Source organism: Mycobacterium sp. WUMAC-067, from assembly GCF_020217485.1.
Taxonomy (GTDB): domain Bacteria; phylum Actinomycetota; class Actinomycetes; order Mycobacteriales; family Mycobacteriaceae; genus Mycobacterium.
Genome location: NZ_JAEKMI010000006.1, coordinates 63781 through 90737, shown reverse-complemented (window position 1 = coordinate 90737; position 26957 = coordinate 63781). Strand labels below are relative to the sequence as shown.

The 26957-nt window shown below is 68.8% G+C and carries 26 protein-coding genes and 1 pseudogene; 9 read left to right on the top strand and 18 right to left on the bottom strand.

Annotated elements, in window-relative coordinates:
• Positions 1 to 27: 27 nt before the first annotated feature.
• Positions 28 to 4611, top strand: a complete 4584-nt coding sequence (gene gltB, locus JF781_RS05985; protein WP_225329654.1) for a glutamate synthase large subunit — start codon at positions 28 to 30, stop codon at positions 4609 to 4611.
• Positions 4604 to 6079 carry a glutamate synthase subunit beta gene (locus JF781_RS05980; protein ID WP_225329653.1) on the top strand — a complete coding sequence of 492 codons (1476 nt, stop codon included), beginning with the start codon at positions 4604 to 4606 and terminating at the stop codon, positions 6077 to 6079. The genes gltB and JF781_RS05980 overlap by 8 nt, the downstream gene beginning before the upstream one ends.
• A 392-nt stretch (positions 6080 to 6471) precedes the next feature.
• Here JF781_RS05980 and JF781_RS05975 read toward each other — a convergent pair whose 3' ends face one another.
• A complete protein-coding gene (locus tag JF781_RS05975; protein WP_225329652.1) occupies positions 6472 to 7323 on the bottom strand; it encodes an LLM class F420-dependent oxidoreductase in 852 nt (283 codons plus the stop codon).
• 51 nt (positions 7324 to 7374) lie between these two features.
• Here JF781_RS05975 and JF781_RS05970 point away from each other — a divergent pair, with 51 nt between their 5' ends.
• The gene (locus JF781_RS05970) at positions 7375 to 7815 is read left to right on the top strand and encodes a hypothetical protein (RefSeq protein ID WP_225329651.1); all 441 of its coding nucleotides are present in this window, start codon (positions 7375 to 7377) and stop codon (positions 7813 to 7815) included.
• A 23-nt stretch (positions 7816 to 7838) separates the two neighbouring features.
• Positions 7839 to 8846 (top strand): PHP domain-containing protein, encoded by a 1008-nt coding sequence (locus JF781_RS05965; RefSeq protein ID WP_225329650.1) that lies wholly within the window; start codon positions 7839 to 7841, stop codon positions 8844 to 8846.
• 8 nt (positions 8847 to 8854) lie between these two features.
• Here JF781_RS05965 and JF781_RS05960 read toward each other — a convergent pair whose 3' ends face one another.
• The 3 genes from JF781_RS05960 to JF781_RS05950 form a co-directional block, all read right to left on the bottom strand.
• Entirely contained in the window at positions 8855 to 9610 is a 756-nt protein-coding gene (locus tag JF781_RS05960) for a YoaK family protein (protein WP_225329649.1), read from the bottom strand.
• A 159-nt stretch (positions 9611 to 9769) separates the two neighbouring features.
• Entirely contained in the window at positions 9770 to 10984 is a 1215-nt protein-coding gene (gene dinB / locus JF781_RS05955; protein ID WP_225329648.1) for a DNA polymerase IV, read from the bottom strand.
• 30 nt (positions 10985 to 11014) lie between these two features.
• Complete coding sequence (locus tag JF781_RS05950; RefSeq protein WP_225329647.1) at positions 11015 to 11653, bottom strand: TetR/AcrR family transcriptional regulator; 639 nt, start codon at positions 11651 to 11653, stop codon at positions 11015 to 11017.
• Between the two features lie 76 nt (positions 11654 to 11729).
• On the opposite strand from JF781_RS05950, the gene JF781_RS05945 reads away from it, so the two are divergent.
• Positions 11730 to 13199 carry an NAD(P)/FAD-dependent oxidoreductase gene (locus JF781_RS05945; protein WP_225329646.1) on the top strand — a complete coding sequence of 490 codons (1470 nt, stop codon included), beginning with the start codon at positions 11730 to 11732 and terminating at the stop codon, positions 13197 to 13199.
• Here the strand turns inward: JF781_RS05945 and rraA are convergent.
• The 9 genes from rraA to JF781_RS05900 form a co-directional block, all read right to left on the bottom strand.
• Positions 13196 to 13681, bottom strand: coding sequence for a ribonuclease E activity regulator RraA (rraA, locus tag JF781_RS05940; RefSeq protein WP_225329645.1), 486 nt, complete (start codon positions 13679 to 13681; stop codon positions 13196 to 13198). The two genes, JF781_RS05945 and rraA, sit on opposite strands and share 4 nt — an antisense overlap.
• Positions 13682 to 13707: 26 nt before the next feature.
• Complete coding sequence (locus JF781_RS28535; protein WP_275254017.1) at positions 13708 to 14148, bottom strand: nucleoid-structuring protein H-NS; 441 nt, start codon at positions 14146 to 14148, stop codon at positions 13708 to 13710.
• Positions 14149 to 14236: 88 nt separating this feature from the next.
• Positions 14237 to 14737, bottom strand: coding sequence for a copper resistance CopC family protein (locus JF781_RS05930; RefSeq protein WP_225329644.1), 501 nt, complete (start codon positions 14735 to 14737; stop codon positions 14237 to 14239).
• Positions 14734 to 15396, bottom strand: coding sequence for a YcnI family protein (locus tag JF781_RS05925; protein ID WP_225329643.1), 663 nt, complete (start codon positions 15394 to 15396; stop codon positions 14734 to 14736). The genes JF781_RS05930 and JF781_RS05925 overlap by 4 nt, the downstream gene beginning before the upstream one ends.
• A gap of 28 nt (positions 15397 to 15424) precedes the next feature.
• A complete protein-coding gene (locus tag JF781_RS05920; RefSeq protein WP_225329642.1) occupies positions 15425 to 16081 on the bottom strand; it encodes a DUF6474 family protein in 657 nt (218 codons plus the stop codon).
• A 152-nt stretch (positions 16082 to 16233) separates the two neighbouring features.
• Positions 16234 to 16632: a secretion protein EspR gene (locus tag JF781_RS05915; protein ID WP_008262950.1), complete on the bottom strand. Its 399-nt coding sequence runs from the start codon at positions 16630 to 16632 to the stop codon at positions 16234 to 16236.
• A 594-nt stretch (positions 16633 to 17226) separates the two neighbouring features.
• Positions 17227 to 17760, bottom strand: a complete 534-nt coding sequence (locus JF781_RS05910; RefSeq protein WP_225329641.1) for a peptidase — start codon at positions 17758 to 17760, stop codon at positions 17227 to 17229.
• 194 nt (positions 17761 to 17954) lie between these two features.
• On the bottom strand, positions 17955 to 18578 hold the full coding sequence (locus tag JF781_RS05905) for a superoxide dismutase (RefSeq protein ID WP_008262954.1): 624 nt from the start codon (positions 18576 to 18578) through the stop codon (positions 17955 to 17957).
• 148 nt (positions 18579 to 18726) lie between these two features.
• The gene (locus JF781_RS05900; RefSeq protein WP_008262955.1) at positions 18727 to 18882 is read right to left on the bottom strand and encodes a hypothetical protein; all 156 of its coding nucleotides are present in this window, start codon (positions 18880 to 18882) and stop codon (positions 18727 to 18729) included.
• Positions 18883 to 19331: 449 nt separating this feature from the next.
• Here JF781_RS05900 and JF781_RS05895 point away from each other — a divergent pair, with 449 nt between their 5' ends.
• Both JF781_RS05895 and JF781_RS05890 read left to right on the top strand, forming a co-directional pair.
• On the top strand, positions 19332 to 20381 hold the full coding sequence (locus tag JF781_RS05895) for a DUF4328 domain-containing protein (protein WP_225329640.1): 1050 nt from the start codon (positions 19332 to 19334) through the stop codon (positions 20379 to 20381).
• 4 nt (positions 20382 to 20385) lie between these two features.
• Entirely contained in the window at positions 20386 to 21210 is an 825-nt protein-coding gene (locus JF781_RS05890; protein WP_225329639.1) for a glycerophosphodiester phosphodiesterase, read from the top strand.
• Positions 21211 to 21221: 11 nt separating this feature from the next.
• On the opposite strand, the gene JF781_RS05885 is transcribed toward JF781_RS05890, so the two are convergent.
• Positions 21222 to 22163 (bottom strand): LCP family protein, encoded by a 942-nt coding sequence (locus JF781_RS05885; RefSeq protein ID WP_308011590.1) that lies wholly within the window; start codon positions 22161 to 22163, stop codon positions 21222 to 21224.
• 281 nt (positions 22164 to 22444) lie between these two features.
• On the bottom strand, positions 22445 to 23233 hold the full coding sequence (locus JF781_RS05880; RefSeq protein ID WP_225329637.1) for a DUF2470 domain-containing protein: 789 nt from the start codon (positions 23231 to 23233) through the stop codon (positions 22445 to 22447).
• A gap of 90 nt (positions 23234 to 23323) precedes the next feature.
• Here JF781_RS05880 and pheA point away from each other — a divergent pair, with 90 nt between their 5' ends.
• Complete coding sequence (gene pheA, locus JF781_RS05875; protein ID WP_225329636.1) at positions 23324 to 24274, top strand: prephenate dehydratase; 951 nt, start codon at positions 23324 to 23326, stop codon at positions 24272 to 24274.
• Entirely contained in the window at positions 24271 to 24957 is a 687-nt protein-coding gene (locus JF781_RS05870) for a histidine phosphatase family protein (RefSeq protein WP_225329635.1), read from the top strand. The genes pheA and JF781_RS05870 overlap by 4 nt, the downstream gene beginning before the upstream one ends.
• An 8-nt stretch (positions 24958 to 24965) precedes the next feature.
• Here the strand turns inward: JF781_RS05870 and JF781_RS05865 are convergent, their stop codons facing one another.
• The 3 genes and pseudogenes from JF781_RS05865 to JF781_RS05855 form a co-directional block, all read right to left on the bottom strand.
• The gene (locus tag JF781_RS05865; protein ID WP_008262971.1) at positions 24966 to 25157 is read right to left on the bottom strand and encodes a hypothetical protein; all 192 of its coding nucleotides are present in this window, start codon (positions 25155 to 25157) and stop codon (positions 24966 to 24968) included.
• Positions 25154 to 25556, bottom strand: a pseudogene (locus JF781_RS05860) (metallopeptidase family protein). Before JF781_RS05860 ends, JF781_RS05865 begins: the two are co-directional and overlap by 4 nt.
• Before the next feature lie 3 nt (positions 25557 to 25559).
• Complete coding sequence (locus JF781_RS05855) at positions 25560 to 26918, bottom strand: septum formation family protein (RefSeq protein WP_225329634.1); 1359 nt, start codon at positions 26916 to 26918, stop codon at positions 25560 to 25562.
• Between the last annotated feature and the right edge of the window lie 39 nt (positions 26919 to 26957).

The window sequence follows — 26957 nt, the reverse complement described above, 5'->3', positions numbered from 1 at the left end:
AACGTTCAGGTGAAGGGTCAGGTGCATATGACGCCCAAGCGCGTCGGGTTATACAACCCCGCGTTCGAGCACGACGCGTGCGGGGTAGCCATGGTCGTCGATATGCACGGCCGTCGCAGCCGCGACATCGTCGATAAGGCAATCACCGCGCTGCTCAACCTCGAACACCGGGGTGCCCAGGGCGCCGAGCCGCGCAGCGGCGACGGTGCCGGCATCATGCTCCAGGTCCCCGATGCCTTCCTGCGCGAAGTCGTGGACTTCGAGTTGCCGCCGGCGGGCAGCTACGCCACCGGCATCGCCTTCTTGCCGCAATCGTCCAAGGACGCCGCGACCGCATGTGCCGCGGTGGAGAAGATCGCCGAAGCCGAGGGCCTGACCGTGCTGGGCTGGCGCAACGTCCCCACCGACGACTCGTCGCTGGGTGCGCTCTCCCGCGACGCCATGCCCACCTTCCGGCAGGTGTTCATGGCGGGGGAATCCGGCATGACGCTGGAGCGCCGCGCCTACGTGGTCCGCAAGCGCGCCGAGCACGAGCTGGGCACCAAGGGCCCGGGCCAGGACGGCCCCGGCCGCGAAACCGTTTACTTCCCAAGCCTTTCGGGCCAGACCCTGGTGTACAAGGGCATGCTGACCACCCCGCAGCTCAAGGCGTTTTACCTTGACCTGCAAGACAATCGGCTTACCAGCGCGCTGGGAATCGTGCACTCCCGGTTCTCCACCAACACTTTTCCGTCGTGGCCGCTGGCGCATCCGTTCCGCCGCGTCGCCCACAACGGCGAGATCAACACCGTCACCGGCAACGAGAATTGGATGCGGGCCCGCGAGGCGTTGATCAAGACCGACGTCTTCGGCTCGGAAGCCGACGTCGAGAAGTTGTTCCCGATCTGCACCCCGGGCGCCTCCGACACCGCGCGCTTCGACGAGGCGCTCGAGCTGCTCCACCTGGGTGGGCGCAGCCTGGCCCACGCCGTGTTGATGATGATTCCCGAGGCGTGGGAGCGCAACGAGTCGATGGACCCCGCGCGCCGCGCGTTCTACCGCTACCACGCCTCCCTGATGGAGCCGTGGGACGGGCCGGCGTCGATCACCTTCACCGACGGCACCATCATCGGCGCGGTGCTCGACCGTAATGGCTTGCGCCCCTCGCGGATCTGGGTCACCGAAGACGGTTTGGTGGTGATGGCGTCCGAGGCCGGCGTGCTGGACCTGGACCCGGCCAAGGTGGTGCGCCGGATGCGGCTGCAGCCCGGCCGCATGTTCCTGGTGGACACCGCGCAGGGCCGCATCGTCTCCGACGAGGAGATCAAAGCGGAGCTGGCCGCCGAACACCCCTATCAGGAGTGGCTGGACAAGAATCTGGTCCCCCTCGACGACCTGCCGCAGGGCCACTACAAGCGGATGCCGCATGACCGACTGGTCAAGCGCCAGCAGACATTCGGCTACACCTACGAGGAACTCAGCCTGCTGGTGGCGCCGATGGTGCGCAGCGGCGCCGAACCGATCGGGTCGATGGGCACCGACACCCCGGTCGCGGTGCTCTCGCAGCGACCCCGGATCCTCTACGACTACTTCCAGCAGCTCTTCGCGCAGGTGACCAACCCGCCGCTGGACGCCATCCGTGAGGAGGTGGTGACCAGCCTGCAGGGCACCACCGGCGGCGAGCGCGACCTGCTGACGCCGACCGAGCTGTCGTGTCACCAGATCGCGCTGCCGCAGCCGATCCTGCGCAATCGAGAGCTGGCGAAGCTGATCAACCTCAACCCCGATGACGAGGTCAACGGCCGCCCGCATGGCATGCGTTCCAAGGTGATTCGCTGTCTGTACCCGGTGGCCGAAGGGGGCGCCGGGCTGGCCGCCGCCCTCGAGGACGTGCGGGCGCAGGCGTCGGCGGCGATCGCCGACGGCGCACGAGTGATCATCTTGTCCGACCGCGAATCCGACGAACAGATGGCGCCCATTCCGTCGCTGCTCGCGGTGGCGGGGGTGCACCACCACCTGGTGCGCGACCGGACCCGCACCCACGTCGGCCTGGTGGTGGAGACCGGTGACGCCCGCGAGGTGCACCACATGGCGGCGCTGGTCAGCTTCGGCGCCGCGGCGATCAACCCGTACCTGGCGTTCGAGTCGATCGAGGACATGCTCGACCGGGGTGTCATCGAGGGCATCGACCGCAAGACGGCGCTGAACAACTACATCAAGGCCGCCGGCAAGGGTGTGCTGAAAGTGATGTCCAAGATGGGCATTTCGACGCTGGCCTCCTACACCGGTGCGCAGTTGTTCCAGGCGGTCGGGATTTCCGAGGATGTGCTCAGCGAATACTTCACCGGCTTGAGCTGTCCCATCGGCGGGATCACGCTCGACGACATCGCCGCCGACGTCGCCGCCCGCCACGCGCTGGCCTACCTGGACCGTCCGGGCGAACGCGCCCACCGCGAGCTCGAGGTGGGCGGGGAATACCAGTGGCGCCGCGAGGGCGAGTACCACCTGTTCAACCCGGAGACCGTCTTCAAGCTGCAGCACGCGACGCGCACCGGCCAGTACAAGGTGTTCAAGGACTACACCCGCCTGGTCGACGACCAGAGCGAGCGCATGGCGTCCCTGCGCGGCCTGCTCAAGTTCCGCGCCGGTGTGCGGCAACCGATCCCGCTCGAAGAGGTCGAGCCCGCCAGCGAAATCGTCAAACGCTTCTCCACCGGGGCGATGAGCTACGGCTCGATCTCGGCGGAGGCGCACGAGACGCTGGCCATCGCCATGAACCGGTTGGGCGGACGGTCCAACAGCGGCGAGGGCGGCGAGGACGTCAAGCGCTTCGACCGCGACCCCGACGGGGCCTGGCGGCGCAGCGCGATCAAGCAGGTCGCCTCCGGCCGGTTCGGTGTCACCTCGCATTACCTGACCAACTGCACCGACATCCAGATCAAGATGGCGCAGGGTGCGAAACCCGGTGAGGGAGGCCAGCTTCCGGGGCACAAGGTGTACCCGTGGGTTGCCGAAGTCCGCCATTCCACCCCCGGTGTCGGCCTGATCTCGCCGCCGCCGCACCACGACATCTACTCCATCGAGGATCTAGCCCAGCTGATCCACGACCTGAAGAACGCCAACCCGGCGGCGCGCGTGCACGTCAAGCTGGTCTCCGAGAACGGCGTCGGCACGGTGGCCGCGGGTGTGTCCAAGGCCCACGCCGATGTGGTCCTGATCTCCGGGCACGACGGCGGCACCGGTGCGACCCCGATGACCTCGATGAAGCACGCCGGGGCGCCCTGGGAGCTGGGGCTGGCCGAGACGCAGCAGACGTTGCTGCTCAACGGGTTACGCGACCGGATCGTGGTCCAGGTCGACGGCCAGCTCAAGACGGGTCGCGACGTGATGATCGCGGCGCTGCTCGGCGCCGAGGAATTCGGCTTCGCCACCGCGCCGTTGGTGGTGTCCGGCTGCATCATGATGCGCGTCTGCCACCTCGACACCTGCCCCGTCGGCGTGGCCACCCAGAACCCGGTGCTGCGCGAACGTTTCACCGGCAAGCCCGAGTTCGTCGAGAACTTCTTCATGTTCATCGCCGAAGAAGTCCGCGAATACATGGCGCAGTTGGGATTCCGCACCCTCAACGAGGCCGTCGGCCAGGTCAAGGCGTTGGACACCACGCTGGCGCGCGCCCACTGGAAGGCGCACCGGCTCGACCTGGACCCGGTCCTGCACGAGCCGGAGTCGGCGTTCATGAACCAGGACCTGTACTGCACCTCGCGTCAGGACCACGGCCTGGACAAGGCGCTCGACCAGCAGTTGATCGTGATGAGCCGCGAGGCGCTGGATTCCGGCAAGCCGGTGCGCTTCTCCACCACGATCAGCAACGTCAACCGCACGGTGGGCACCATGCTCGGCCATGAGGTCACCAAAGCCTATGGCGGGCAAGGGTTGCCGGACGGGACCATCGACATCACCTTCGACGGTTCGGCGGGCAACAGCTTCGGCGCGTTCGTCCCGCGCGGCATCACCTTGCGCGTCTACGGCGACGCCAACGACTACGTCGGCAAGGGTCTGTCCGGTGGCCGGATCGTGGTCCGGCCGTCGGACGACGCGCCGCAGGACTACGTGGCCGAGGACAACATCATCGGCGGCAACGTCATCCTGTTCGGCGCCACCAGCGGCGAGGCGTACCTGCGCGGTGTCGTCGGCGAACGATTCGCGGTCCGCAACTCCGGGGCGCACGCCGTCGTCGAGGGCGTCGGGGACCACGGGTGTGAATACATGACCGGCGGCAAGGTCGTCGTCCTCGGACGCACCGGCCGCAACTTCGCGGCCGGCATGTCCGGCGGTGTGGCGTACATCTACGACCCGCACGGCGAATTGCCAGGAAATCTCAACGAAGAGATGGTCGAGCTCGAGAGCTTGGATGACGATGACAACGAGTGGTTGCAAGGCATGATCCAGGCACACGTGGATGCCACCGACTCCGCTGTGGGCCAGCGCATTCTGGGTGACTGGCCGCAACAGCGGCGGCATTTCGCCAAGGTGATGCCGCGCGACTACAAGCGGGTGCTGCAGGCCATCGCCGACGCGGAACGCGACGGCGCCGATGTCGACAAGGCGATCATGGCGGCCGCCCATGGCTGATCCGAGCGGCTTCCTGAAATACACGCACCGGGAATTGCCGAAGCGCCGGCCCGTCCCGCTGCGGTTGCGCGACTGGCGTGAGGTCTACGAGGAATTCGACAACGAGACCCTGCGCGAGCAGGCGACCCGTTGCATGGACTGCGGTATTCCGTTCTGTCACAACGGTTGCCCGCTGGGCAACCTGATTCCGGAGTGGAATGACCTGGTCCGCAGGGACCAGTGGCAGGCGGCGATCGAACGGCTGCACGCCACCAACAACTTCCCGGACTTCACCGGTCGGTTGTGCCCGGCGCCCTGTGAGCCGGCCTGTGTGCTCGGCATCAACCAGGATCCGGTGACGATCAAGCAGATCGAGCTGGAGATCATCGACAAGGCCTTCGACGAGGGCTGGGTGCGGCCGTTGCCGCCGGAGAAGCTGACCGGGAAGAAGGTCGCCGTCGTCGGTTCCGGACCCGCGGGCCTGGCCGCCGCCCAGCAGCTGACCCGCGCGGGCCACAGCGTCACCGTCTTCGAGCGGGCCGACCGTATCGGCGGGCTGCTGCGCTACGGCATCCCGGAATTCAAGATGGAGAAGCGAGTCCTCGACCGCCGGCTGGACCAAATGCGGGCCGAGGGAACCGAATTCCGGGCGGGCGTCAACGTCGGGGTCGACATCACCGCCGAGCAGCTGCGCTCCGACTTCGACGCGGTGGTGCTGGCCGGCGGTGCGACCGCCTGGCGCGATCTGCCCGTTCCCGGACGGGAATTGGACGGCATCCACCAGGCGATGGAGTTCCTGCCCTGGGGCAACCGGCAGGCGTCGGGCGACCTCGGCGAGGGCGAGGTCGATGCCGACGGGCAACCGCCGCTGACCGCCAGAGGCAAGAAGGTCATCATCATCGGCGGCGGTGACACCGGCGCCGACTGCCTGGGCACCGTGCACCGGCAGGGCGCCACCGAGGTGCACCAGTTCGAGATCATGCCGCGCCCACCCGAGACGCGCGCCCCGTCCACCCCGTGGCCGACCTACCCGCTGATGTACCGGGTCTCCGCGGCGCACGAAGAGGGCGGCGAGCGGGTGTTCTCCGTCAACACCGAGGAGTTCGTCGGCCACGACGGTCGCGTGAAGGCGCTCAAGGCGCACGAGGTCACCATGGAGGACGGCAAGTTCGTCAAGGTGGAGGGTTCCGAGTTCGAACTCGAGGCCGATCTGGTGTTGCTGGCGATGGGATTCGTGGGGCCCGAGAAGGAGGGGCTGCTCACCGAACTCGGGGTCAAGCTCACCGAGCGCGGCAACGTCGCGCGCGGCGCCGACTTCGAGACGTCGGTTCCGGGCGTCTTCGTAGCCGGGGACATGGGTCGCGGCCAGTCATTGATCGTCTGGGCGATTGCTGAGGGCAGGGCGGCCGCGGCCGCGGCCGACCGCTTCATGATGGGTTCCACCGCGCTGCCGGCGCCCATCAAGCCCACCGCGGTACCGCTTCAGTAGTAACACCAGCCACACCAGAAACACGGCCGGGTTCGTTCGGCGCGTCTGCTTCAGTTTGCCAGGCGGCGGGTGTCTAATAATCCTCTGTGAGCCCGCTCACAGGGGGGTCACACTGTTTCCCGGATGGACGGACCGATCGCAGGAGTGGTTCTTGTGCATATCCACCCAGTACCCCGGACGCGGATGGGGCGAATGGCCTGGTCATGGTTGCGTCACCCGGTAAAAAGTCGCGAGTTCCCAGCCAAGCACGAGCGGCTGGTAACCGCCCAGGATCTGCTGCTCTTCGGCGCGTGAGCGCCCAGCCGGCGCGCCCGAGGGCGCTCGGCGGGTTTGCTCGACGGCCGTCGCCGGGATTTTTCGCCTGAGCACCGCGGACTGCCCCACAATCGGTGTTATCGGTCCAGCAACCCCGAGTCGCGGATCGCCTCGGCGAGCGGTTCCAGCACGGCGGGGTCGTGCGGCGGGGGCAGATAGACGATCCCGAGGTCGAGCCCTTCGGCGGCGAGTCCGGCCGCGTCCTCGACAACCTTCCCGTAGTCGAGATCCGGCTCCAGGCGCAGGTGGGCCGAGAGCGTGATCTCCTTCGGATCGCGACCGATGTCCGCGCAGTGCGCGGCGAGGACGTCACGCTTGTGCGCGAAAACGTCGGGCGGACCGCCGACGAAGTTCCAGTGCTGGGCGTAGCGGGCGGTGATCCGCAGGGTGCGCTTCTCTCCGCTGCCGCCGATGCAGATCGGGGGGTGCGGGCGCTGCGGCCCCTTGGGCTCGTTGCGGGCGCCCTTGAGCTGGTAGAACCTGCCTTGAAAATCGGTGCAGTCGGTGGTCAAAAGGCTGGTCAGCACCTCGCACGCCTCCTCGAAGCGGTCGAAGCGTTCCTTGATGCTGCCCAGCTCGATGCCGTAGGCGCCGGATTCCTCTTCGTTCCAGCCGGCGCCGATACCCAGCTCGAGTCGCCCGTTCGAAATGATGTCGAGGGCGGCCGCCATGTTGGCCAGCACCGCGGGGTGGCGGTAGTGGATGCCGGTGACCAGGGTGCCCAGCCGCAACCGCGTGGTGGCCTGCGCCAGCGCCGTCAGCGTCGTCCAACCCTCCAGGCAGGGCCCGCTGCTGTCGGAAAAGATGGGATAGAAGTGGTCGAACGTCCACCCGGACTCGTAGACGTCGATGTCGTCGGCCGCCTGCCAGACGGCCAGCATCTGTGCCCAGGTGGTGCTCTGCGGGGAAGTCTTGAACGCGAAACGCATGCCGACGACGTTAGTCGTCGTTTATGAAGGGCAACTAAACTCAGCCACGCTATGAACTGTCCTTGTTGCTCCTTGGGAATCGACACCAAGGTCACCCTGCTGGCGGCGGGCCTGATCTTTCTGCTCGCGCTCGTGCTCGGCATCTGGAAATACCGCGGGATGATGACCTCCGAGAATCACCTTGCGCATCCCTACGTCGACATCGCGCACCGCGCGGCGCTGCTGTATTCGTTCGCGACGCTGCTGCTCGCCGTCTTCGTGCAACTGAGCGCCTGGCCGGTGTGGGTGAACCTGGTGGCGGCGGGGGTCGTCGTCTTCTTCTTCGTGGCGGCCATCGCCGCCTACATCACCCACGGGGCCCGGCGCGACACCGTCAACCAGTTCGAAAACGCCGACCGGCGCACCGAACTGGCGATGGCCGCACTCATCGTCGGCGAGATCGGCGGGTTCGGTGTGCTGCTCGCCGGGTTCGTCGTCGGCCAACTGCTGTAGCCACCGCGGGGCACACTGGAGTCATGGATCCGGTAGCGGCCCTGCGGCAGATCGCCTACTACAAGGACCGGAGCCGTCACGACCCCCGACGCGTGATGGCTTACCGCAACGCGGCCGACATCATCGAGGGCCTCGACGACGCGGCGCGGGAACGCCACGGTCAGGCCAACAGCTGGCAGTCGCTGCCGGGAATCGGCCCCAAAACCGCCAAGGTCATCGACCAGGCGTGGTCCGGCCGAGAACCCGACCTGCTGGTCGAATTGCGTTCCACCGCACAAGATCTCGGTGGCGGTGACATTCGTGCCGCCCTGCGCGGCGATCTGCACCTGCACTCCAACTGGTCGGACGGCTCGGCGCCCATCGACGAGATGATGGCCGCGGCGGCGGCGCTGGGCCACGAATACTGTGCGCTGACCGACCATTCGCCGCGGCTGACCATCGCCAACGGTCTGTCGCCGGAGCGGTTACGCAAGCAGCTCGACGTGATCGACCGGCTGCGGGAGAAGTTCGCGCCGATGCGCATCCTCACCGGGATCGAGGTCGACATCCTCGACGACGGCAGCCTGGACCAGGAACCCGAACTGCTGGAACGCCTCGACGTCGTGGTGGCCAGCGTGCACTCCAAGTTGTCGATGGATTCGGCCGCGATGACCCGGCGCATGGTGCGCGCGGTCGAAAACCCGCACGCCGACGTGCTCGGCCACTGCACCGGTCGGCTGGTGTCCGGAAACCGCGGCATCCGGCCGGAGTCCAAGTTCGACGCCGAGGCCGTGTTCACGGCCTGCCGCGAGTCCGGCACCGCGGTGGAGATCAACTCGCGGCCCGAGCGGCGCGACCCGCCGACCCGCCTGCTCAACCTGGCGCTGGAGATCGGTTGCGTGTTCAGCATCGACACCGACGCCCACGCGCCCGGCCAACTGGACTTCCTCGGTTACGGCGCCCAGCGCGCGCTGGATGCGGGGGTTCCCGCCGACCGCATCGTGAACACCTGGCCGGCCGAGCGGCTGCTGGAGTGGACCGGCGCGAATTGAGACGCCACTCAGACCTGCACCGGTTCGGCGCGCTCGGGAACCGGTGCGTCGCTGCGGCCGGCGCCCTGCAGCAGGTTGGCGGCGCCGACGGTCGCGCAAATCGCGGCCGGGATGAGCAACGCGTAACCCCCCAACTGGGCCCCGAACATGATCCCGGCCACACCGCCGCCGAGGAATAACACCAGGGTGGTCGCCAGGATCGCCGTTTTCCAGTTCTTGATTCCGTGTACCCGGCTGCGACCGAGGATCAGCCCGAGGTCGGTAATGGTTCCGGTGAAATGCGTGGTGCGGATCGCCATTCCGCGAAAGCTCGATGTCATCCCGTTTTGCAGGCCGAGCGCCGCGGCGGCGAACAGCGCCTGCACCGCGGTCTGCTCGATGCCCAGGGCGTCGATCTGTGCCCTGACGGCGGTCTCCTCGACCCCGACCGCGGCTAGCACGAGCAAGCCTGCCTCGAGGAAGAGCACGGCGGCGTGGCGCGGGCCCGCAAGAGCATCGGTGGGTGCGAGGATCGCCCCCGCTATGGTCGCTCCCATCAGGAAGCCCAGAAAGATCGCGCCGAGCACGTGTCCTTCGTACAGCCAGGGGTTGGCCGTGTTCATGCCCAGCTGGGTGGTGATCCCGGTCAGATTGCCGACGGGCACCGCCAAGATCAGCAGCGCCACGGAGTTGACGAAGCCCGCGGATAGGGCGAGTAACGCGCTGTAACCGAGCAGGAGACCCTCGCGGGGCAGGCCGGTGTCGCGGGATTGGTGCGGCGGCATCGGATTCAGTTGCTCACTTTCGAGGTCGGGTTTTCGCCAACCTAACAAGCGGGCCGCCGCACAGGCGGCGTCGCGAGGCTGATTCAAATCAACCTCAAATCATCGAAAAGGCATGTGGCAAAGAATAATTGAATTATTAGTGAAAACACCGACAACCCGTCAGTCGGGCAGGTGCGGCATCTCGAAGCCCGGATCGCGGCCGACCAAAACCGCGGGCGTCAGGGCGGACTTGCCGTACCGATCCCGCACCCGGTCGATGGCCGCGTCGATGTCGTCGCCGGCCGTGCGGCGGTTCGAGTCGCCGAACGGCAGCATCAGCTGCTGGGCGCCGCTGCGGTCGATGCCCGACACCGCGAAGCCCACCAGCGTCAGGCCGCGTTGCGCGATCATCGGTGCGGCGCCCGCTACCAGCCGCCGGGCGGCGGCCAGGATGGGGGCGGTGGACGACGTGGCCCACGGCAGGGTGTGTGACCGGGTCGCGCGGGTGAAGTCGTCGAAGCGCAGCCGCAGCACCACCGTGCGCCCGGTGCGCCCGGCCGCGCGCATGCGGCCGGTGATGCGGTCGATCAAGTTGACCACCACGGCGTCGATCTCGTTGGGCGACATAGTGTTACCGGAGCGGCCCAGCGCCCGCTGAGCGCCGACGGAGCGGCGGCGAACGCCGGTGGTGACTCGCCGACGGTCGATGTTGCGGGACAGCGCATACAGCTGACGGCCCATCGCGCCGCCCACCATCGAGCCCAGCGTCGACTCGCTGAGCTCGGCGACGTCGGCGACGGTCACGATGCCGTGCGCGTGCAGCTTCTCGGCCGTCACCGCGCCCACGCCCCACAGCCGGCGCACCGGCAGCGGCCGCAGAAACGTCAGCTCCTGATCGGGCGGCACCAGCAGCAGCCCGTCGGGCTTGGCCTCCTGGCTGGCGACCTTGGCGAGGAACTTCGTCCGAGCGATCCCGACGGTGATCGGCAGCCCGACCCGCTCGCGCACGTCGGCGCGCAACCGCTCGGCGATCGCCACCGGCGTGCCCCTGGCCCGGCGCAGCCCGCCGACGTCGAGGAAGGCCTCGTCCACCGACAGCGCCTCCACGATCGGGGTGCAATCACGGAACACCTCGAAGACGGCGTCACTGGCGCGGCTGTAGGCGTTCATCCGCGGCGGCACCACCACGGCGGCCGGGCACAGCCGCCGCGCCTGCGCCCCGCCCATGGCCGTGCGCACGCCGTAGGCCTTGGCCTCGTAGCTCGCGGCCAGCACCACCCCGCCGCCGACGATCACCGGGCGGCCGCGCAGGGTCGGGTCGTCGCGCTGTTCGACGGACGCGTAGAAGGAATCCAGGTCCGCGTGCAGGATGGACGCATCGCACCGCACGAACATATGTTCGCACGAGGCGCCGACAAGCCCGTTTCAGCAGGCCTCGCCGTAGACGCTGCTGACCCAGATGTGCACCAGCGTGTCGAGCAGTTGCTCGCTGGGCACCGACGGTCGCCCGTCGGCGAACGCGCTGAGCATGACCTTTTCGTTGAGCAGGTTCAGTGCCGCGGACAGGTTGCGCGCCGGCAGTGTCACCGGCGCCGCGCCGCGGGCGCGCTCGGCTTCGATCACGGTGGTGATGTGGTCGACCCATTTCTGCATGAAGCGTGACCACAGTTCGCCGACGTCCTTGTTGGTGCGCGCGGCATCGGCGGCCAGCGACACCGCGCGATGTGTGCCGAAGGTCTCGACGAACACGTTGATCCCGATGCGCCACAACGCTTTCAGGTCGGCGGGCGGGCTGGCGACCAGCGACTCCAGCGCGGAGTCTGCCTCCATGATCACCCGCTCGAACAGGGTGAACAGCACCGCGTCCTTGGACGGGAAATAGAAGTAGAACGTCGGCCGGGACAGCCCGGCCCCCTTGGCGAGGTCGTCGACGGAGATGTCGGCGAGCGCGCGTTCCTGCAGCAACCGTTCGGCGGTGGTCAAAATGGCCAGTTCACGGTCGTCGCCGGACGGGCGCGCCGAGCGCCTGCCCCGGTGGGTGCGGGCGGAACCGACGGTAGTCACGGCCGCTACTTTACACGGCGTCGAGAGTTTCGACACGGTGTTGACCGATTCAACACGGTGTTGATAACGTGGCCGTATGACTGAGCACCTTGACGTCCTCATCGTGGGCGCCGGCATCTCCGGCGTGAGCGCGGCCTGGCACCTGCAGGAACGCTGCCCGACCAAGAGCTACGCCATCCTGGAGCGCCGCGCCGACCTCGGCGGCACCTGGGACCTCTTCAAGTACCCGGGCATCCGATCCGACTCGGACATGTTCACCCTCGGCTTCCGGTTCAAGCCCTGGCGTTCGGCGAAGTCGATCGCCGACGGCGCGTCGATCAAGGCCTACATCAAGGAGGCCGCGGTCGAGAACCGCATCGAGTCGCACATCCGCTACAACCACCGGGTGGTGGCCGCCGACTGGTCCGACGACGACAACCGCTGGACGCTGACCGTCGAGAACGACGGCGGCACGAGCGAGATGACCTGTTCGTTCCTGTTCGCCTGCACCGGCTACTACAACTACGACGAGGGGTTCTCGCCCACCTTCGAAGGCTCGGACGACTTCGGCGGCACCATCGTGCATCCGCAGCACTGGCCCGAGGACCTCGACTACGCGGGCAAGCGCATCGTCGTCATCGGATCCGGTGCGACCGCGATCACCCTGATTCCCGCCCTGGTGAACTCGGGCGCGGGGCACGTGACGATGCTGCAGCGCTCGCCGACCTACATCGGGTCGCTGCCCGGGGTCGATCCCTTCGCCGAGAAGGCCAACCGGCTGCTGCCCGAGCGCCTCGCGCACATGGCCAACCGCTGGAAAGCCATCGCGTTCAGCACCTTCCAGTACCAGCTGTCCCGCAAGGCCCCGGCCTACATGCGCAAGACGTTGATGACGATGGCGCAGCGGCGCCTGCCGCAGGGCTACGACGTCGAGAAGCACTTCGGGCCGCGCTACAACGTCTGGGACGAGCGGCTGTGCCTGGCGCCCGACGGGGACTTCTTCCGGACCATCCGGCATGGCAAGGCCGATGTCGTGACCGACACCATCGACCGGTTCACCAAGACCGGCATCAAGCTCACCTCGGGTGAGGAGTTGGCGGCCGACATCATCGTCACCGCAACGGGATTGAACATGCAGTTGCTGGGCGGGGTGAAGCCGACCCGCAACGGCGAGGACATCGACCTGACCTCGTTGATGACCTACAAGGGCCTGATGTTCTCCGGCGTGCCCAACTTCGCGATCACCTTCGGCTACACGAACGCGTCCTGGACGCTGAAGGCCGACCTGGTCTCCGAATTCGTCTGCCGCTTGCTGAACTACATGGACGCCAAGGGCTTTGACTTCGTCGAGCCGCAGCACCCGGGCGACGCGGTCGACGAGCTGCCGTTCATGGACTTCACCCCCGGCTACTTCCGGCGTTCGATGCATCTGCTGCCCAAGTCGGGGTCGCGGGCGCCGTGGCGGCTCAAGCAGAACTACTTCGTCGACATGCGCACGATCCGGCGCGGCAAGGTCGACGACGAGGGTCTGGAGTTCGCGAAAAAGCGTGCGCCGGTAGCGGTTTAGCGGTCTGCGGCGACGACGACGATCCCGTCGTCGTCGCTGTAGGCGATCTCGCCCGGCACGAACGTCACACCGCCCAGGGCGACTTCGACGTCGCGTTCTCCGGCGCCGGTCTTGGTGCTCTTGCGGGGATTGGTGCCCAACGCCTTGATGCCGATGTCCATCCCCCGCAGCGCGGCGGAGTCCCGCACCGCGCCGTTGACGATGAGCCCGGCCCAGCCGTTGGAGCGGGCGAGCTCGGCGATGACGTCGCCGACCAGCGCGGTGTGCAGCGAGCCGCCGCCGTCGATCACCAAGATGCCGCCGTCACCCGGCTCCGAGAGCACCGACTTGAGCAGCGCGTTGTCTTGAAAGCAGCGCACGGTGCTGATCGGCCCCGCGAACTCGGCCCGCCCGCCGAGCTGGCGGAACTGGGTATCGCAGCTGCGCACGTCGGGACCGATGCTGTCGACGAGGTCGGCGGTCGGTTGGAACGACACCGTCACTTCTGACACGTTAGCCGCCTGCGTGCTCAGCGGCGGCGCAGCTGGCGGATGAGCAGGATGGCCAGCAGGCTGACGGCCAGCGCCACGATCAGCGGCACCGGGGATTGCGCCACCGCGGGGCCCGCGGCAGCGGGCGAGACCGGGTTGTTGGCGGCTTCCACGGTGGACTTCGCCTGTGCCGCAGCGTCTTTAGCGGCGGCCGTGAGGTCGCCGTTGGTTTCCGCTCGCTGCTGCACGCCGGATGGCGGCTCGGGCGGTTTCGGGGGTGTGGGTTCGGCTTTCTGGGCCGGCGCTTTCTTCGCGGGCAACTTCTTCGCGGGCGCTTTCTTGGCGGGCGCCTTTTTCGCAGGTGCCTTCTTGGCCGGCGCCTTCGCGGTCTTTTTCGCCGCCTTGGCGGGCGGTTTCTTTTCCGGCGGATTGCCGGCGCCGTCGGGCGCGCTGTCGGTGGGGTCCTGCGGGTCTGCCATGCGGCCGCTCCTTGAGCTTCCTCTGTCGTCGTTTCCCTAGCTCAGGGATCTCGACCCCATCATGCCAGCACGCGTCCCGGCGCCTCGATCACCGCCTGTGCCGCACCGCCCACCACGCGCCGCCCGCAACGAGCGCCACCGCGGCCGCCACGAACGGCCAGACGGGGACGACACCGCCGTCACCGCCGCCGGCGGCGGGCGGCCCGGGCGTGCCGGTGCCCGACACCGTGAGCTGAAACGACCAGGACCCCGACACCACGTGGCCGTCCGCCGAGGTCACCCGGTAGTTCACCGTGTACGTCCCGGACGGTCCCAGCGGGCGCAGGGCGACGCTGACCACCGCACCCGCCACGGTGGGCTGGCCGTCGGACCACACATTGCCGTCCGGCCCGACCACCGTCATCGCGGCGAACGTGGTCTGCAACTGCTCGTTGAAGGTCGCGCTGACCCGCTGCGGACCGGACGCCAGCACCGCATTGGCCGCGGGGTCGGTGGCCACCCGCGTGGCGTGCGCCGACGCCACCGGGGCGGTGAGCAGGGCAACCGCCAACAGGGCGCTGACGCTCGCGCCGACCGCCAGCCGTTTCATGGGCGTCGGCGGATCACGGCGATCGCGACACCCAGCGCCGCGACCACCAGCGCGGCGCCACCCAGCCACCGCGCGGTGTTGTCGGCCGCGTGGGGCCGCGCGGGTTCGGTCACCGGGTTGGGCGTCGCGTGATGGTGGTGGGGTGCCGCCGCGGCCAGGGTGAGCATGGGCGCCGGGTGTTCCGGCTCGCCGCCGTCGGGCACCGGCGCCTGATCCCATTTCACGACGGTCCCGTCGGCGTAGGACTGGGTGGCCGGGAAGCTGACGGTGTCGGTGTCCGGCAGCTTCACCGACAACCGGAACAGCGCGAATTGGTCGGGGGCGATTCCCCCGCCGGGCGCGGCCGTCCAGGTCACCGAGCGGACGGCACCGGATGCCGCGTCACGGTCGAGCCTGGCGGTCCAGCCCGGCATGCTTTCGGTGCGCGCCGATGCGACGTCGGGGAGGGCGACGCTCAGGGCGGTGGTGGCGGCCCCGGTGTTCGACTCGTTGGGCACCTGGAAGGTCACGAGGGCCATGGCACCGCGCACCGCGTTGTCGCTGCTGGCGTGGACGTGCGCCCACGCGGTCGGGGTCTGCAGGGCCGACCCGAAAGCCAGGACGACGATGACGCCGACCGCGATCAGGATGCGCGAGATCCACCTGCCGTGGATGGACATGGGAGGAGGTTGCCTTTCGTGCGGTCGGTCAGCTCAACCCGAGGCGGGCCATCAGGTCGGCCTCGATGCCTTCGAGCTGCGACGAGATCGCGGCGTGGGCCGCCCGACGACGGGCGGCGGGCAGATTCTCCGCGGCGGTGATCGCCGCCGGCAGATCGGCGAGCCGCTCGGAGATGGCCGCCACGAACGCCTTGGTCTCGGCGTCCTTGGGTTTCTTGTCCTGCACCGTCCGCAGCGACTTTTCCGCCCCGGCGATTCGAGCCGACAGCTGGGCTCCGGGTCCGGAGAACTGGCCGATCTGTGCCAGCGGGATCCCGAGCTGGTCCGCGCGGCGCTGATCGATCAGCGCGCGCGCCGAGACGGCCAACCGGTAGATCACCGGGGTGAGGATCGGCGCGAGCAGCCGCGCCACCGTGAGCACGCGGCGGATCCGTGCCGGAGAGAAGATCTTGCCCTCCCGGGCCGCCTTGAGTTGGGCCTCAGCGACTTTCAGCGCATTGCGGTCGCTGTCGCGTTGCGCCTTGATCTGAGCCCGCAGCGCCTTATTCTCGGCCCGCTGCGCGGATTTGGCGCGCCGCACCTCGTTCTTGGCGGCCAGCTTGGCCTCGAGCTTCGCGCGGGCCTTGATCGCGCGGGCTTCGGCGCGACGCGTCGCGCGGCTCTTTCGCTTGCCGAACAGGCCCATTCCCGGCCGCCTCCCGGTATCTCGCTGGCAATCGTCGTCTCACGCTGTCGCGTTCGCGATCCGTTTGCCAACCCTAATCGGAATGGGCGGGCGTCAGCTCCCCAGGGCTGGCCGCCGGGCCCCGGCCGGTCGATGTGAGGCCCGGGCGGCGGCTATGCGTCCAGGTGCTCCGCGCGGCGCAGCTCGTTGACCCGCTCCATGACCTCGCGCTGCGCCTCCGGGGACAACTCCGCCGTGCGCATCGCGATGCGACGCACATTGTCGTCGCGCGCCGTGGCCAGCCACGACAATTCCTTGTCGAGCTTCTCGTAGTACTCGTCGTCGGTGAAGTAGGCCGGCTTGATGCGGAAGAAGTTGGCCAGGGCGGCCATCGTCGCCGAGGACGGGTTGGTGCGGTTGCCGGAACGCAGCTGGGACAGGTACGGAGCCGACATCGTTATGCCCTCCGCCTTGAGCGCCGCGATCACTTCCGCGGAGGTGTGCGCACCGCGTCCAGGCGGATACACCGTGTCGAACAGGCGGTTCAGGCGAGCAGCGAACGTCGTGCTCATTGATATGACCTCCACTGGGCTGTAGAAGCTAACGATTACCTAGGTGTATTTGCTGATCATGGTAGCGAGGCTTGGTAAGGCTAACCAGGTGCAAACCCCGAAGGATTCCCGAACGGCACAGCTGACGCTCACCAACTCCCCACTTGACGAGCGTCTAACTGATTCGCTGGGGTGTCCACAAAATCCACGGAACTCACAGGTTATCCGCAGAATCGGACACCCGTCCCGAAGTGGCGGGCGGGCCGCCTCGCGGGAGTCACGGTGAACACCCGAGCTGTGCTGGGCGATTGCACCGCAACGGGCCCACGCGCCGGCCCGATCTGGCACGTCATTTGCTGCCGGGCGCGAAACGAGACCGTCGAGGACGCGCCGAAACCCGTCGGTCGCCTGGCGGACACCGATGGTCGAGGGGTCGTTAACTTAGCCGGCGCCGCCAAGGTGGCGGTCATCCGGGGCCCGTCCACCGGTGACCGCGGCCCGACGTGACGGTCGAGAGGCCGGGGTGGTCGCGCATCGCCGCGAGCGCGAAGGACGACGCCCCCACCGGAAGGGTGAATCGCGATTCGCGCCGCCGCGGTGTGCCCGGCGTTGGCGCTATGCGGCGAGAAGCATCGCCAGGATTGCCGTGTCGGGATGGCTGATCGGGTCGATGCCGACCCGGCTCACCATCGAGGTGATGGTGCCGTCGGCTTCTGCTTCCACCCAAGCCGCCCGGTGTTCCAGGCCGAGGTAGGGCAATCCGGGCAGCAATACGCATCCCGATGCCGCCCCCGTGCATTCGGGCAGCGACGGCGTGGTTTCCGACGGCGGGTGCAGCATGAGCAGCGCGGGGGGCTGATGGTCGGCGAAATAGCCCGGCTGGATAGCTGATTCACCAAAAACCGTGCCCTCGGCCAGCACCAGGCCGACGGTGTCCGGCTCGGGTTCGTCGGGCAGTTCCTCGCGGGCGCCGAACACCGTTGTGGTGGACAGCAATCCGGGCAAGGACGCGATCCTGACCGCGACCATGAGGAGCTGGGCCCACTCTTTCGTCGAGTCCGGCCAACGTCCGGAGATCAGGAACCCCTTCAGGGCGCCGCGGGAATGGAACGGGGAAACCCCGATAGGTCGGTCCGACCCAGTCTCCATCTCGACCTCCGCGCGACGCCTCCGTTGGGAATAACCACACTGGTAGTCCGAATAATTAAGAATGCCTGCGGATTAGGCGCCGTGCAACACGACACGGTCAGCGTCGCAGATCTTCACACCCGGCCGATTCGGGCCGGACAAACGACTGGGGCGCCGCGCAATCCGCGCGACGCCCCTGCCGATCGAAATGAAAGTCAGCCGAAGATCAGGCCCTGGGTTTTCGAGGTCGCGGCGGCGTACCGCTTCTGCACGTCGGCCCAGTTGACCACGTTCCAGAACGCCTTGACGTAGTCCGCCTTGACGTTCTTGTACTGCAGGTAGAAGGCGTGCTCCCACATGTCGACCTGCAGCAGCGGAATGATGCCCAGCGGAACGTTGGCCTGCTGGTCGTAGAGCTGGAAGGTCAGCAGCCGGCTGCCGAGGGTGTCGTAGCCCAGCACCGCCCAGCCCGACCCCTGCAGGCCGTTGGCCGCCGCGCTGAACTGCGCGCGGAACCGGTCGAAGGATCCGAAGGCGTCGTCGATCGCGGCGGCCAATTCGCCGGTCGGCTTGTCCCCACCGTCCGGCGACAGGTTCTTCCACCAGATGGAGTGGTTGACGTGGCCGCCCAGGTGAAAGGCCAGGTTCTTTTCGTTCAGGAAGATCGCAGCGTGATCCTCGTTGGCACGGGCCTCTTCGAGCTTGGACAGAGCGTCGTTCACGCCTTTGACGTAGGTGGCGTGGTGCTTACTGTGGTGGATCTCGTTGATCTGACCTGAGATGTGCGGTTCCAACGCTGCATAGTCCCAGTCCAAGTCGGGCAGGGTGTATTCAGCCACGGCGTTCCTTTCTTCGATTATCGTCTTGACGCTCAGTCGCGCGGGCCGCCTCACGGCGGCCGGCCGTTATCAACCCTGCTCCATGAGCGCGCGCACCGCAAGAATGACCCTTGTTGAGCCGCAAGGCGAATACCCGCTCGGATTCAGTTCAGAACAAGACGATGACCGCGAGCACCGCCAGTAGCGCCAACGCGATCAATCCCGCGCGCAGCGCCGCGATGGTGTAGCTGTGATTCCACGCGGGCGAGCCGCAATACGACTTCGACGCGGCCGGTGAGCCCGGACCGAACGAATGCGTGGCCATCAATCGCCTTCCACCCCCCGGTTCACCTCGCTGTGAGTGAGGTGAGTCACAAACACTTTCGCGAACGCGATCATAGCGCTTTGTGACGGTGTTGCGAAAATAAGGCTCTGAGCTGCGGGTTATCGATAGTCGGGAGGTCTGTGGCCGCAATAGGCGGGGCTGCGCGCCGATGCTTAGCGAGGCAATCCATTTCGCTCGGCGGCGGATTTGAGCCGTCTGTGACATGCGTAGAACACCGCGACGTTATCCACAGTGGCTGCGCGGCTCGGCGCCAGAGGCAGTAGCGATGGTTTCCTGTACCCCCTGGGTGTATGTGGATAAACCTGTGGAAACTGTGGATAGCCAGCGGCGGCCGATGACGTTGCCCACGCGGCGGCGGGGCTGGATTGCGCCGCTCCTCAACGGCCCGCGTTCCGCGGCCCGCATCGTCGCGGCGCTAGTCTGGTCCGGTGATCCAGGTGTGCTCCCAGTGCGGCACCCGCTGGAACGTGCGCGACCGGCAACGCGAGTGGTGCCCCCGCTGCCACGGCGCCCTCATGGCGCCCCTGCCGCAGTCCGCGCCCACCGACCCGCGATGGGGCTCGGCGGGCGCCCCGCCCCCGGCCGGACAACCGCAACGGTCTCCCGGGTGGCAGCGCACCCCGCCGCGGCTGCCGCCCGGCTATCGCTGGATAGCGGTGCGTCCCGGCGCCGCGCCACCGGCCAGACACGGCCGGCGCCCCCTCGGGCCCACGCCGCGCTACGCGGTGATACCGCGTTGGGGCTTGGCGGACCGCGTTGAACAGGCGCCCGCCGTCGCCGAAGCCGGCGCGCCGCCGGGCCCGTCGGGGCAGATCATCCGCACCACCTCATTCGTGAGCGTGCTGGTCCTCAGCATCGCCGCCCTGGTTTACGTCGTCCGCTACGTGCTGCTGGTCATCAACCGGAACACCTTGCTGAACTCGTGGGTGGCCCTCGCCGCCGACTGGCTCGGCGTGCTCGCCAGCGTGGGCGCGGGCGCGGCGGTGATCGCGTCGGGCGTGCTGTTGATCCGTTGGATGATCGCGCGGCGTGCCGCCGTGTTCGCCCATCACGGGCTGCCCGAACCGCGCTCCACGCGGGCACTGTGGGCCGGCTGCGTCGTGCCGCTGGCCAATCTGCTGTGGGCCCCGGTGTACGTGATCGAGCTGGCCCTGCTCGAGGACCACTGGGCCCGGCTACGCCGACCCGTCCTGCAGTGGTGGCTCGCGTGGATCTGCAGCTACGCCGTCTCGATCGCCGCCATCGCGACCAGCTTCGCCACCGACGCCCAGGGCATCGCCAACAACACCGTCCTGATGGTCGTCGCCTACCTGCTCGCGGCCGCCACCCTGGCCGCCACCGCCCGCATTTTCGAAGGCTTCCATCGCAAACCCGTGGCGCGGCCCGCGCATCGCTGGGTCATGGTTCCCGACGACGGTGCCGCCGCACCGGCTTCGGCCGACCCAGTTGAGTTCAAGGGGCAGGAACCGGCAGCATAGGGATATGACGTGGGCCGACGAGGTGCTCGCCGGGCATCCGTATGTCGTCGCCCACCGCGGCGCTTCGGCCGCGCTCCCCGAACACACGCTGGCCGCCTACGACCTCGCGCTCAAAGAGGGCGCCGACGGCGTCGAATGTGACGTGCGGTTGACCCGCGACGGGCATCTGGTGTGTGTGCACGACCGCCGGCTGGATCGCACCTCGACCGGAGCCGGCCTGGTCAGCACGATGACACTGGCTCAGTTGCGCGAGCTCGAGTACGGGGCGTGGCACGACAGCTGGCGCGAGGACGGCGCCCACGGCGACACCAGTTTGCTGACGCTCGACGCGCTGGTCTCGCTGGTGCTGGATTGGCATCGGCCGGTGAAGCTCTTCATCGAAACCAAGCACCCCGTCCGGTACGGCTCGCTGGTGGAGACCAAGCTGCTGGCCCTGCTGCACCGTTTCGGCATCGCCGCGCCCGCCTCCGCCGATCGGTCCCGCGCCGTGGTGATGTCGTTCTCGGCGTCCGCGATCTGGCGGATCCGGCGGGCCGCGCCGCTACTGCCCACCGTGCTGCTGGGCAAAACCGCGCGCTACCTGACCAGCGGCGCGCCCACCGCCGTCGGCGCCACCGCCGTCGGGCCGTCGCTGCCGACGTTGAAGGAATATCCGCAACTGGCCGACCGCGCCATCGCCCAGGGCAGGGCCGTCTACTGCTGGAACGTCGACGACTACGACGACATCGATTTCTGCCGCGACGTCGGCGTGGCCTGGCTGGCCACCCACCACCCGGGCCGCACCAAGGCGTGGCTGCGGGGCGATTCGGCGGGGCAGGTCAGCATCTAGTTCGACCGCTGCTACTGGCCATCCGCCGTGGGGGGCGGCAACGGCGCGTCGGCGGCCAACGCGTCGAACAACCGGCCGGCCTCCCCGTGATTCCACACCACCACCGCGCCGGCGTCACCGGTGGTGAACTCCCCGATCGGGACGGTCATGGTGGCGGTGGGCCCGTGCAACGCCCACCCCAGCCGGGCCAGATCCCACGCGTGGTCGTCCTGGTCGACGGTCAGGGCGCCGGCGGCCGCGCGCGGCACCGAATACCAACGCCAAGGGTTGAGCCACACCGCCGGGCTGGCGGCGCGATGCAGCAGTTCGGCCATGAACTGGCGCTGATTGACCATCCGGTCCAGATCCGCCCTCGGGGTGTCGCGCGTCCTGACGTATCCGAGGGCGTGCCGGCCGTCGAGCGTCTGGCAGCCGGCCGGCAGGTCGATGCCGGCCAACGGGTCATCGATCGGGGTCGTCGGGCACACCGTCACCCCGCCGAGCGCGTCCACCAGCGCGGCGAACCCGCCGAATCCGATCTCGGCGTAGTGATCGAGGCGCAACCCGGTCGCCTGTTCCACGGTGCGCACCAGCAACCGCGCGCCACCCATCGAGAACGCCGCGTTGATCTTGTCCTTGCCGTGGTCCGGGATCGGCACCAAGGAATCGCGGGGTATCGACACCATCGTCGTCGGCACCCCGGACCCGACGCCCGGCACGTGAACCAGCAGGATCGTGTCGGTGCGGCCGTCACCGATGTCGCCGCCCGTGGCCAAATCCTGTTGTTGCGCGGCGCTCAGGCTCTGGCGGCTGTCCGAGCCGACGATGAGCCAGTTGGTGCCGCGGCCGGGCCCGGGACGTTCGGCATAGTCGGCGAGCACCCGCTCGCGGTGCAGCTTGGTGTCGAACCAGACGGCGCCGGCGACGACGCCCGCGCCGATCAGCAGCACGCCCACCAGCAGCGCCGACAGCACCGTCCGGATCCAGCGGCGCCGCTTCCGGGGCGCGCTCGGCGCGCGTGGTCGTGGCGGGGGTGGGGGCACCGCCCGGCGCAGCGGCTGGGTCTGCGTGGTCGGCGACGGCGGCGGGGCACCGTCGCGGCGCATCACCTGCGGCGGCTCGGGGCGCGGTGGGACCGGCGGCCCCGGCCGTGCGGGCCACCGACGCTGCGGTGAGCGGTCGCCGTTCACCCGGTTAACGTACGTGGCCGGCGACCCGCCGCGCCGCTACGCCGCGGTCGGCTAGGTCAGGACGGCTAGCCGCGCGCCCGCAGCCCGTTGATGAACGGGCACCCCATCAGCACCCGAATCGCCTGGCGCAGGCCGATCATGTCGTCCACCGGTTTGTGGAACGGCAGCCGGACGTCGTGGTCTCGGTCGTTGCCCTCGACGCGGAACCGCACGCCGTAGCGGTCGAGCCCCAGCGGTCGCACGTGCCCGCGGCGCAGGGGCGCCGGCAGCCGGGACACCAGCCGCGCCATGACGTCGCTGTGGGCGGCGTCGAGGTGCCGCAGCAGGCCCGACTCGAGCTCGCAGAACGGGTCGGGCCGGGCCGCAAGGAGGTCGTCCACGGCCACCGGCTCCGCGCCGGTCGCGTCGGTGACCACGACCGAGGCGATCTCGAGCCGCAGCAGCGTGTACCGCTGCTCTTGCCCGCCGGCGGGCGCACACCTCGGGGTGTCGACGCCCAGCAACGCCGGATTCGGGCATTCGGCGGCGATCGCGTCGAGCGTGGTGAGGATCTCCCCCGGGGGCACCTCCTGCAGGCGCCCGCGCACCCACACCAGCGAACGGACCGGTTCGCGCAGCGGAAGCGGCGCGTAATCGGTCAGCTCCAGCAGAGCCTGCGATCCCGCGGCGGGCCGCCCGCGCTCCCGGTCGACGGGCAGCGCCAGCGCGAAGAAGCCATCGTCCATCAGGTGATGCACGGGCGTGGGGACCGGGTCGTCGTGCTCGATCGCCAGGAGCGCGCCGCCGGCGCGCACGCACGCGCTGCGAATCCGTTCGGCGGTGGTCGGGGCGTGGCAGCTCTGCGGTAACACCATTCTCATCCTTATGCTTAGGTAAGCCTAAGTTAACTTACGTCGGTTGGCGTCGCAAGGGTTTTCTGTCGGGCGCGCCGCTAGGGTTGGGACGTGGCCCGCATCGCTTACCTCGGTCCGGAAGGGACCTTCACCGAGGCGGCGCTGCGACAGATCACCGCCGCCGGGCTGGTTCCCGCGCCGGGGTCCGGCGGGGTGCAGCCGTTGCCGGTCGACAGCACCTCCGCGGCCCTGGACGCGGTGCGCGGCGGCGCCGCGGACTACGCGTGCGTCCCGATCGAGAACTCGATCGACGGATCGGTGACGCCGACGCTGGACAGCCTGGCCATGGGCTCGCGGCTGCAGGTTTTCGCCGAGACGACGCTGGACGTCGCGTTCAGCATCGTCGTCAAACGGGGATGCCGCGCCGCCGACGTGCGCACCTTGGCCGCCTTCGGAGTCGCGGCCGCCCAGGTGCGGCAGTGGCTGGCCGCCCACCTGGCCGATGCCGAACTGCGGCCGGCCTACTCCAACGCCGACGCCGCCCAGCAGGTGGCCGAGGGTCGGGTCGACGCCGCGGTGACCTCGCCGCTGGCCGCCGCCCACTGGGGGCTGGACACCCTGGCCGACGGCGTGATCGACGAACCCAACGCCCGCACCCGCTTCGTGCTGGTCGGGCTGCCGGGGCCCCCGCCGGCCCGCACTGGAGCCGATCGGACGTCGGTGGTCTTGCGCATCGACAACGCGCCGGGCGCATTGCTGGCCGCGCTCGCCGAGTTCGCCGTCCGTGGCATCGACCTGACCCGAATCGAATCCCGGCCGACCAGAACCGGACTCGGCACCTACCGGTTTTTCGCCGATTGCGTGGGGCACATCGACGACGACGCCGTCGCCGAGGCACTCAAGGCGCTGCACCGTCGTTGTGCCGATGTGCGATACCTGGGATCTTGGCCGACCGGTTCACCCGCCGGGGCGCTGCCGCCATCCGCCGACGAGGCGTTGCGCTGGCTGGAGCGGGTCCGGGACGGAAAGCCCGAACAGCCCGCCGGGGGGTCGCAACGGTGAGCGGTCGCCTGATCTTGGTGCGTCACGGCCAGTCCTACGGAAACGTCGAGCGCCGGCTCGACACACGCCCGCCCGGGGCGGAGCTGACTCCGTTGGGCCGCGACCAGGCCCGGGCGTTCGCCCGCGGGTCGGCCCGGCCGGCGATGCTCGCGCACTCGGTGGCCACCCGGGCCTCGCAGACCGCGGCGGTGATCGCGGGCCAGCTCGCGATGTCCGCCGTCGAAGTCCCCGGCATCCACGAGGTGCAGGTCGGCCGGCTGGAAGACCGCAACGACGACGAGGCGGTCGCGGAGTTCAACGCGATCTACGACCGCTGGCATCGCGGCGAGCTTGACGTGCCGCTACCCGGCGGCGAGACCGGCAACGACGTGTTGGACCGCTACGTGCCGGTGCTCACCGACCTGCGCCTGCGCTACCTCGACGACCACGACTTCCACGGCGACATCGTCGTCGTCAGCCACGGCGCGGCGATCCGGCTGGCCGCCGCGGTGCTGGCGGGCGTGGAGGCCGACTTCGCGCTCGACAATCACCTCGACAACGCCCAGTCGGTGGCCTTGACCCCGATCACCGACGGCCGGTGGAGTTGCGTGCGCTGGGGAACGTTGACTCCGCCCTTTTATCCGGAGGCCGAGGCGACCCCGGTCGCGGACGCGGTGCGGTCAAGCACCGACCCGATGGGCTGAGGCGTCGATCAGACGGCCAGCGCGATCACTTCGGTGCAGGCGCAGCCCACGGCGTCGCAGTCGATGACGAAGGCGTGCGGCAACAATTCGGGGCTAAAGCAGTCCGGCTCCGTGCACTCCGACCGGTGCAGCGCGTGGTGAATGATGGTGCCGTGACAGTGATCTAAGCCTGCCCGGCAGTCGCGGCAGTCAGTGCTCATACGCCGTTCATAGCACCCGGCGCCGACAAATCCGGGACGCCGCGCCCGTCAGGCCCAGCCCAGTTCGTGCAGCCGGTCGTCGTCGATCCCGAAGTGGTGGGCGATTTCGTGGATCACCGTGATCGCCACCTCCTCGACCACCTCGGCCTCGGACTCGCACGCGTCCAGCAGCGCCCCGCGGTAGATGGTGATGGTGTCCGGAAGCGCGCCGGCGTAGTCGGAGTCGCGCTCGGTCAGCGCCACCCCTTCGTAGAGCCCGAGCAGTTCGGCGTCCTCGGGATGGCGGTCTTCGACCAGCACCACGACGTTGTCCATCGCCGCGGCCAGCCCGGGCGGTATCAGGTCGAGGGCGTCGGAGACCAGTTCGTCGAAGCGCCGCGGGTCCATCCGCACGGGCACCGGCTAGCCCCCCGGCGGGGGCTCGGCAGGCGCGGCGGGCGGGGGCGGCGGCGGTGGCGCCTCGGGCGCCGGGTTGGCGGGCGGTGCCCCGTTGTCCGCCGGCGGCGGGGCTTGCTGCGCGGGAGGCTGCTGGGGTTGCGGCGCTTGCTGGGGTTGCGTCACCACGGGTTGCTGCCCGGGCAGGTGCTGATTGTTCGGCGGGATCTCCGGCGCGGTCGTGGACTGGTTGGACGGCGCCTGCGCCGGGACCTGCAGCGGAATCGGCGGCATCGTGAGCCGCTCTTCGGGGATGTCGGGGGGCGGCACCGGCGGCTGACCGTTGATCAGCAGCTGACCCTTGGCGCTGTTCAGCAGCGTGGCCCAGCCCCCGTTGCCCAGCGTCGCGCCGATGCTGCAGGCCACCTCGCGGCTGCCGGCCGTCCAGCTGGACAGCGGCACCGTGGGGTAGATCAGCGTCAGCGTGGTGGTGCGCAGCTTCACCGGCGCCAGGTACGCGTCGGTCATCTTGGTGCACGAATCCTTGATGAAGCCGTCCTGATCCGGCTCGGCGGGCAGGGCGTCGGGGAACTTCTCGGCGAGGTTGACCGTGCCGGTGACCTCCATCGCATGCGGGGCCGCGCAGTCGACCGGCACATCGGTCGGCTGATTGGTCGCCGGATCGATACCCAGGCAGGTGCCGGCCGGCCAGACCTTGGACTGGTCGACGTCGGCGACCTTGCCCTTGAACGCCTGCTGCTGGTTGTTCGTGGCGGGCAGTTGCAGGCCGCACAGCATGCGGCGATCGCCGGACTGGCGCCACGCCCGGTCGCCGGGCCACAGCAGGCTGACGGTGAACTTGCTGTTCGGATCGAACTTGAGCCCGAGGTAGTTACGGACGGAAGCCTCGCATTGCTCCTGGGTGATCTGCTGGATGCGGGCCGGTGTCGGGGGTGCGGCGTTGGGCCCGTACTCGGAGCCCGGGAACGTCCGCATATCGATGGAATCGGCCACCTCGAACTTGTGGTCGTCGCCGCAGTTGACGATCTTCGCCGACTCCGGCGTGGCGTCGGGCCACATCAGGCATTCCCCGCGGGAGGCGCGGTTGAGGGCGGCGTCGCTCTTGGCCCCGGTGCTGCGCACGGGGCTGCTGTCGAGGAGCCGTCCCGATTCGGTGCTCACCGGGATCGCGGTGACCAGCCCGGCGATCAACAGGCCGCCGAGCGCGGTCAGCAGCAGCGCCCGCCTGGTCGCCCGGGCCTGCAGGCTGCGCGGCCACAAGAAGGCGGACGCCTGGTCGGACGGCTCACCGGTCGAGGCGGCGGGCGTCTCGACTGCGGGGGCTTCCGAAAGGTCCTTCTCGGGCGCTTGCGACATCGGGTCCATTCTGACAGGACCACCTGTGGTGCGTGACAAAAGTTACGG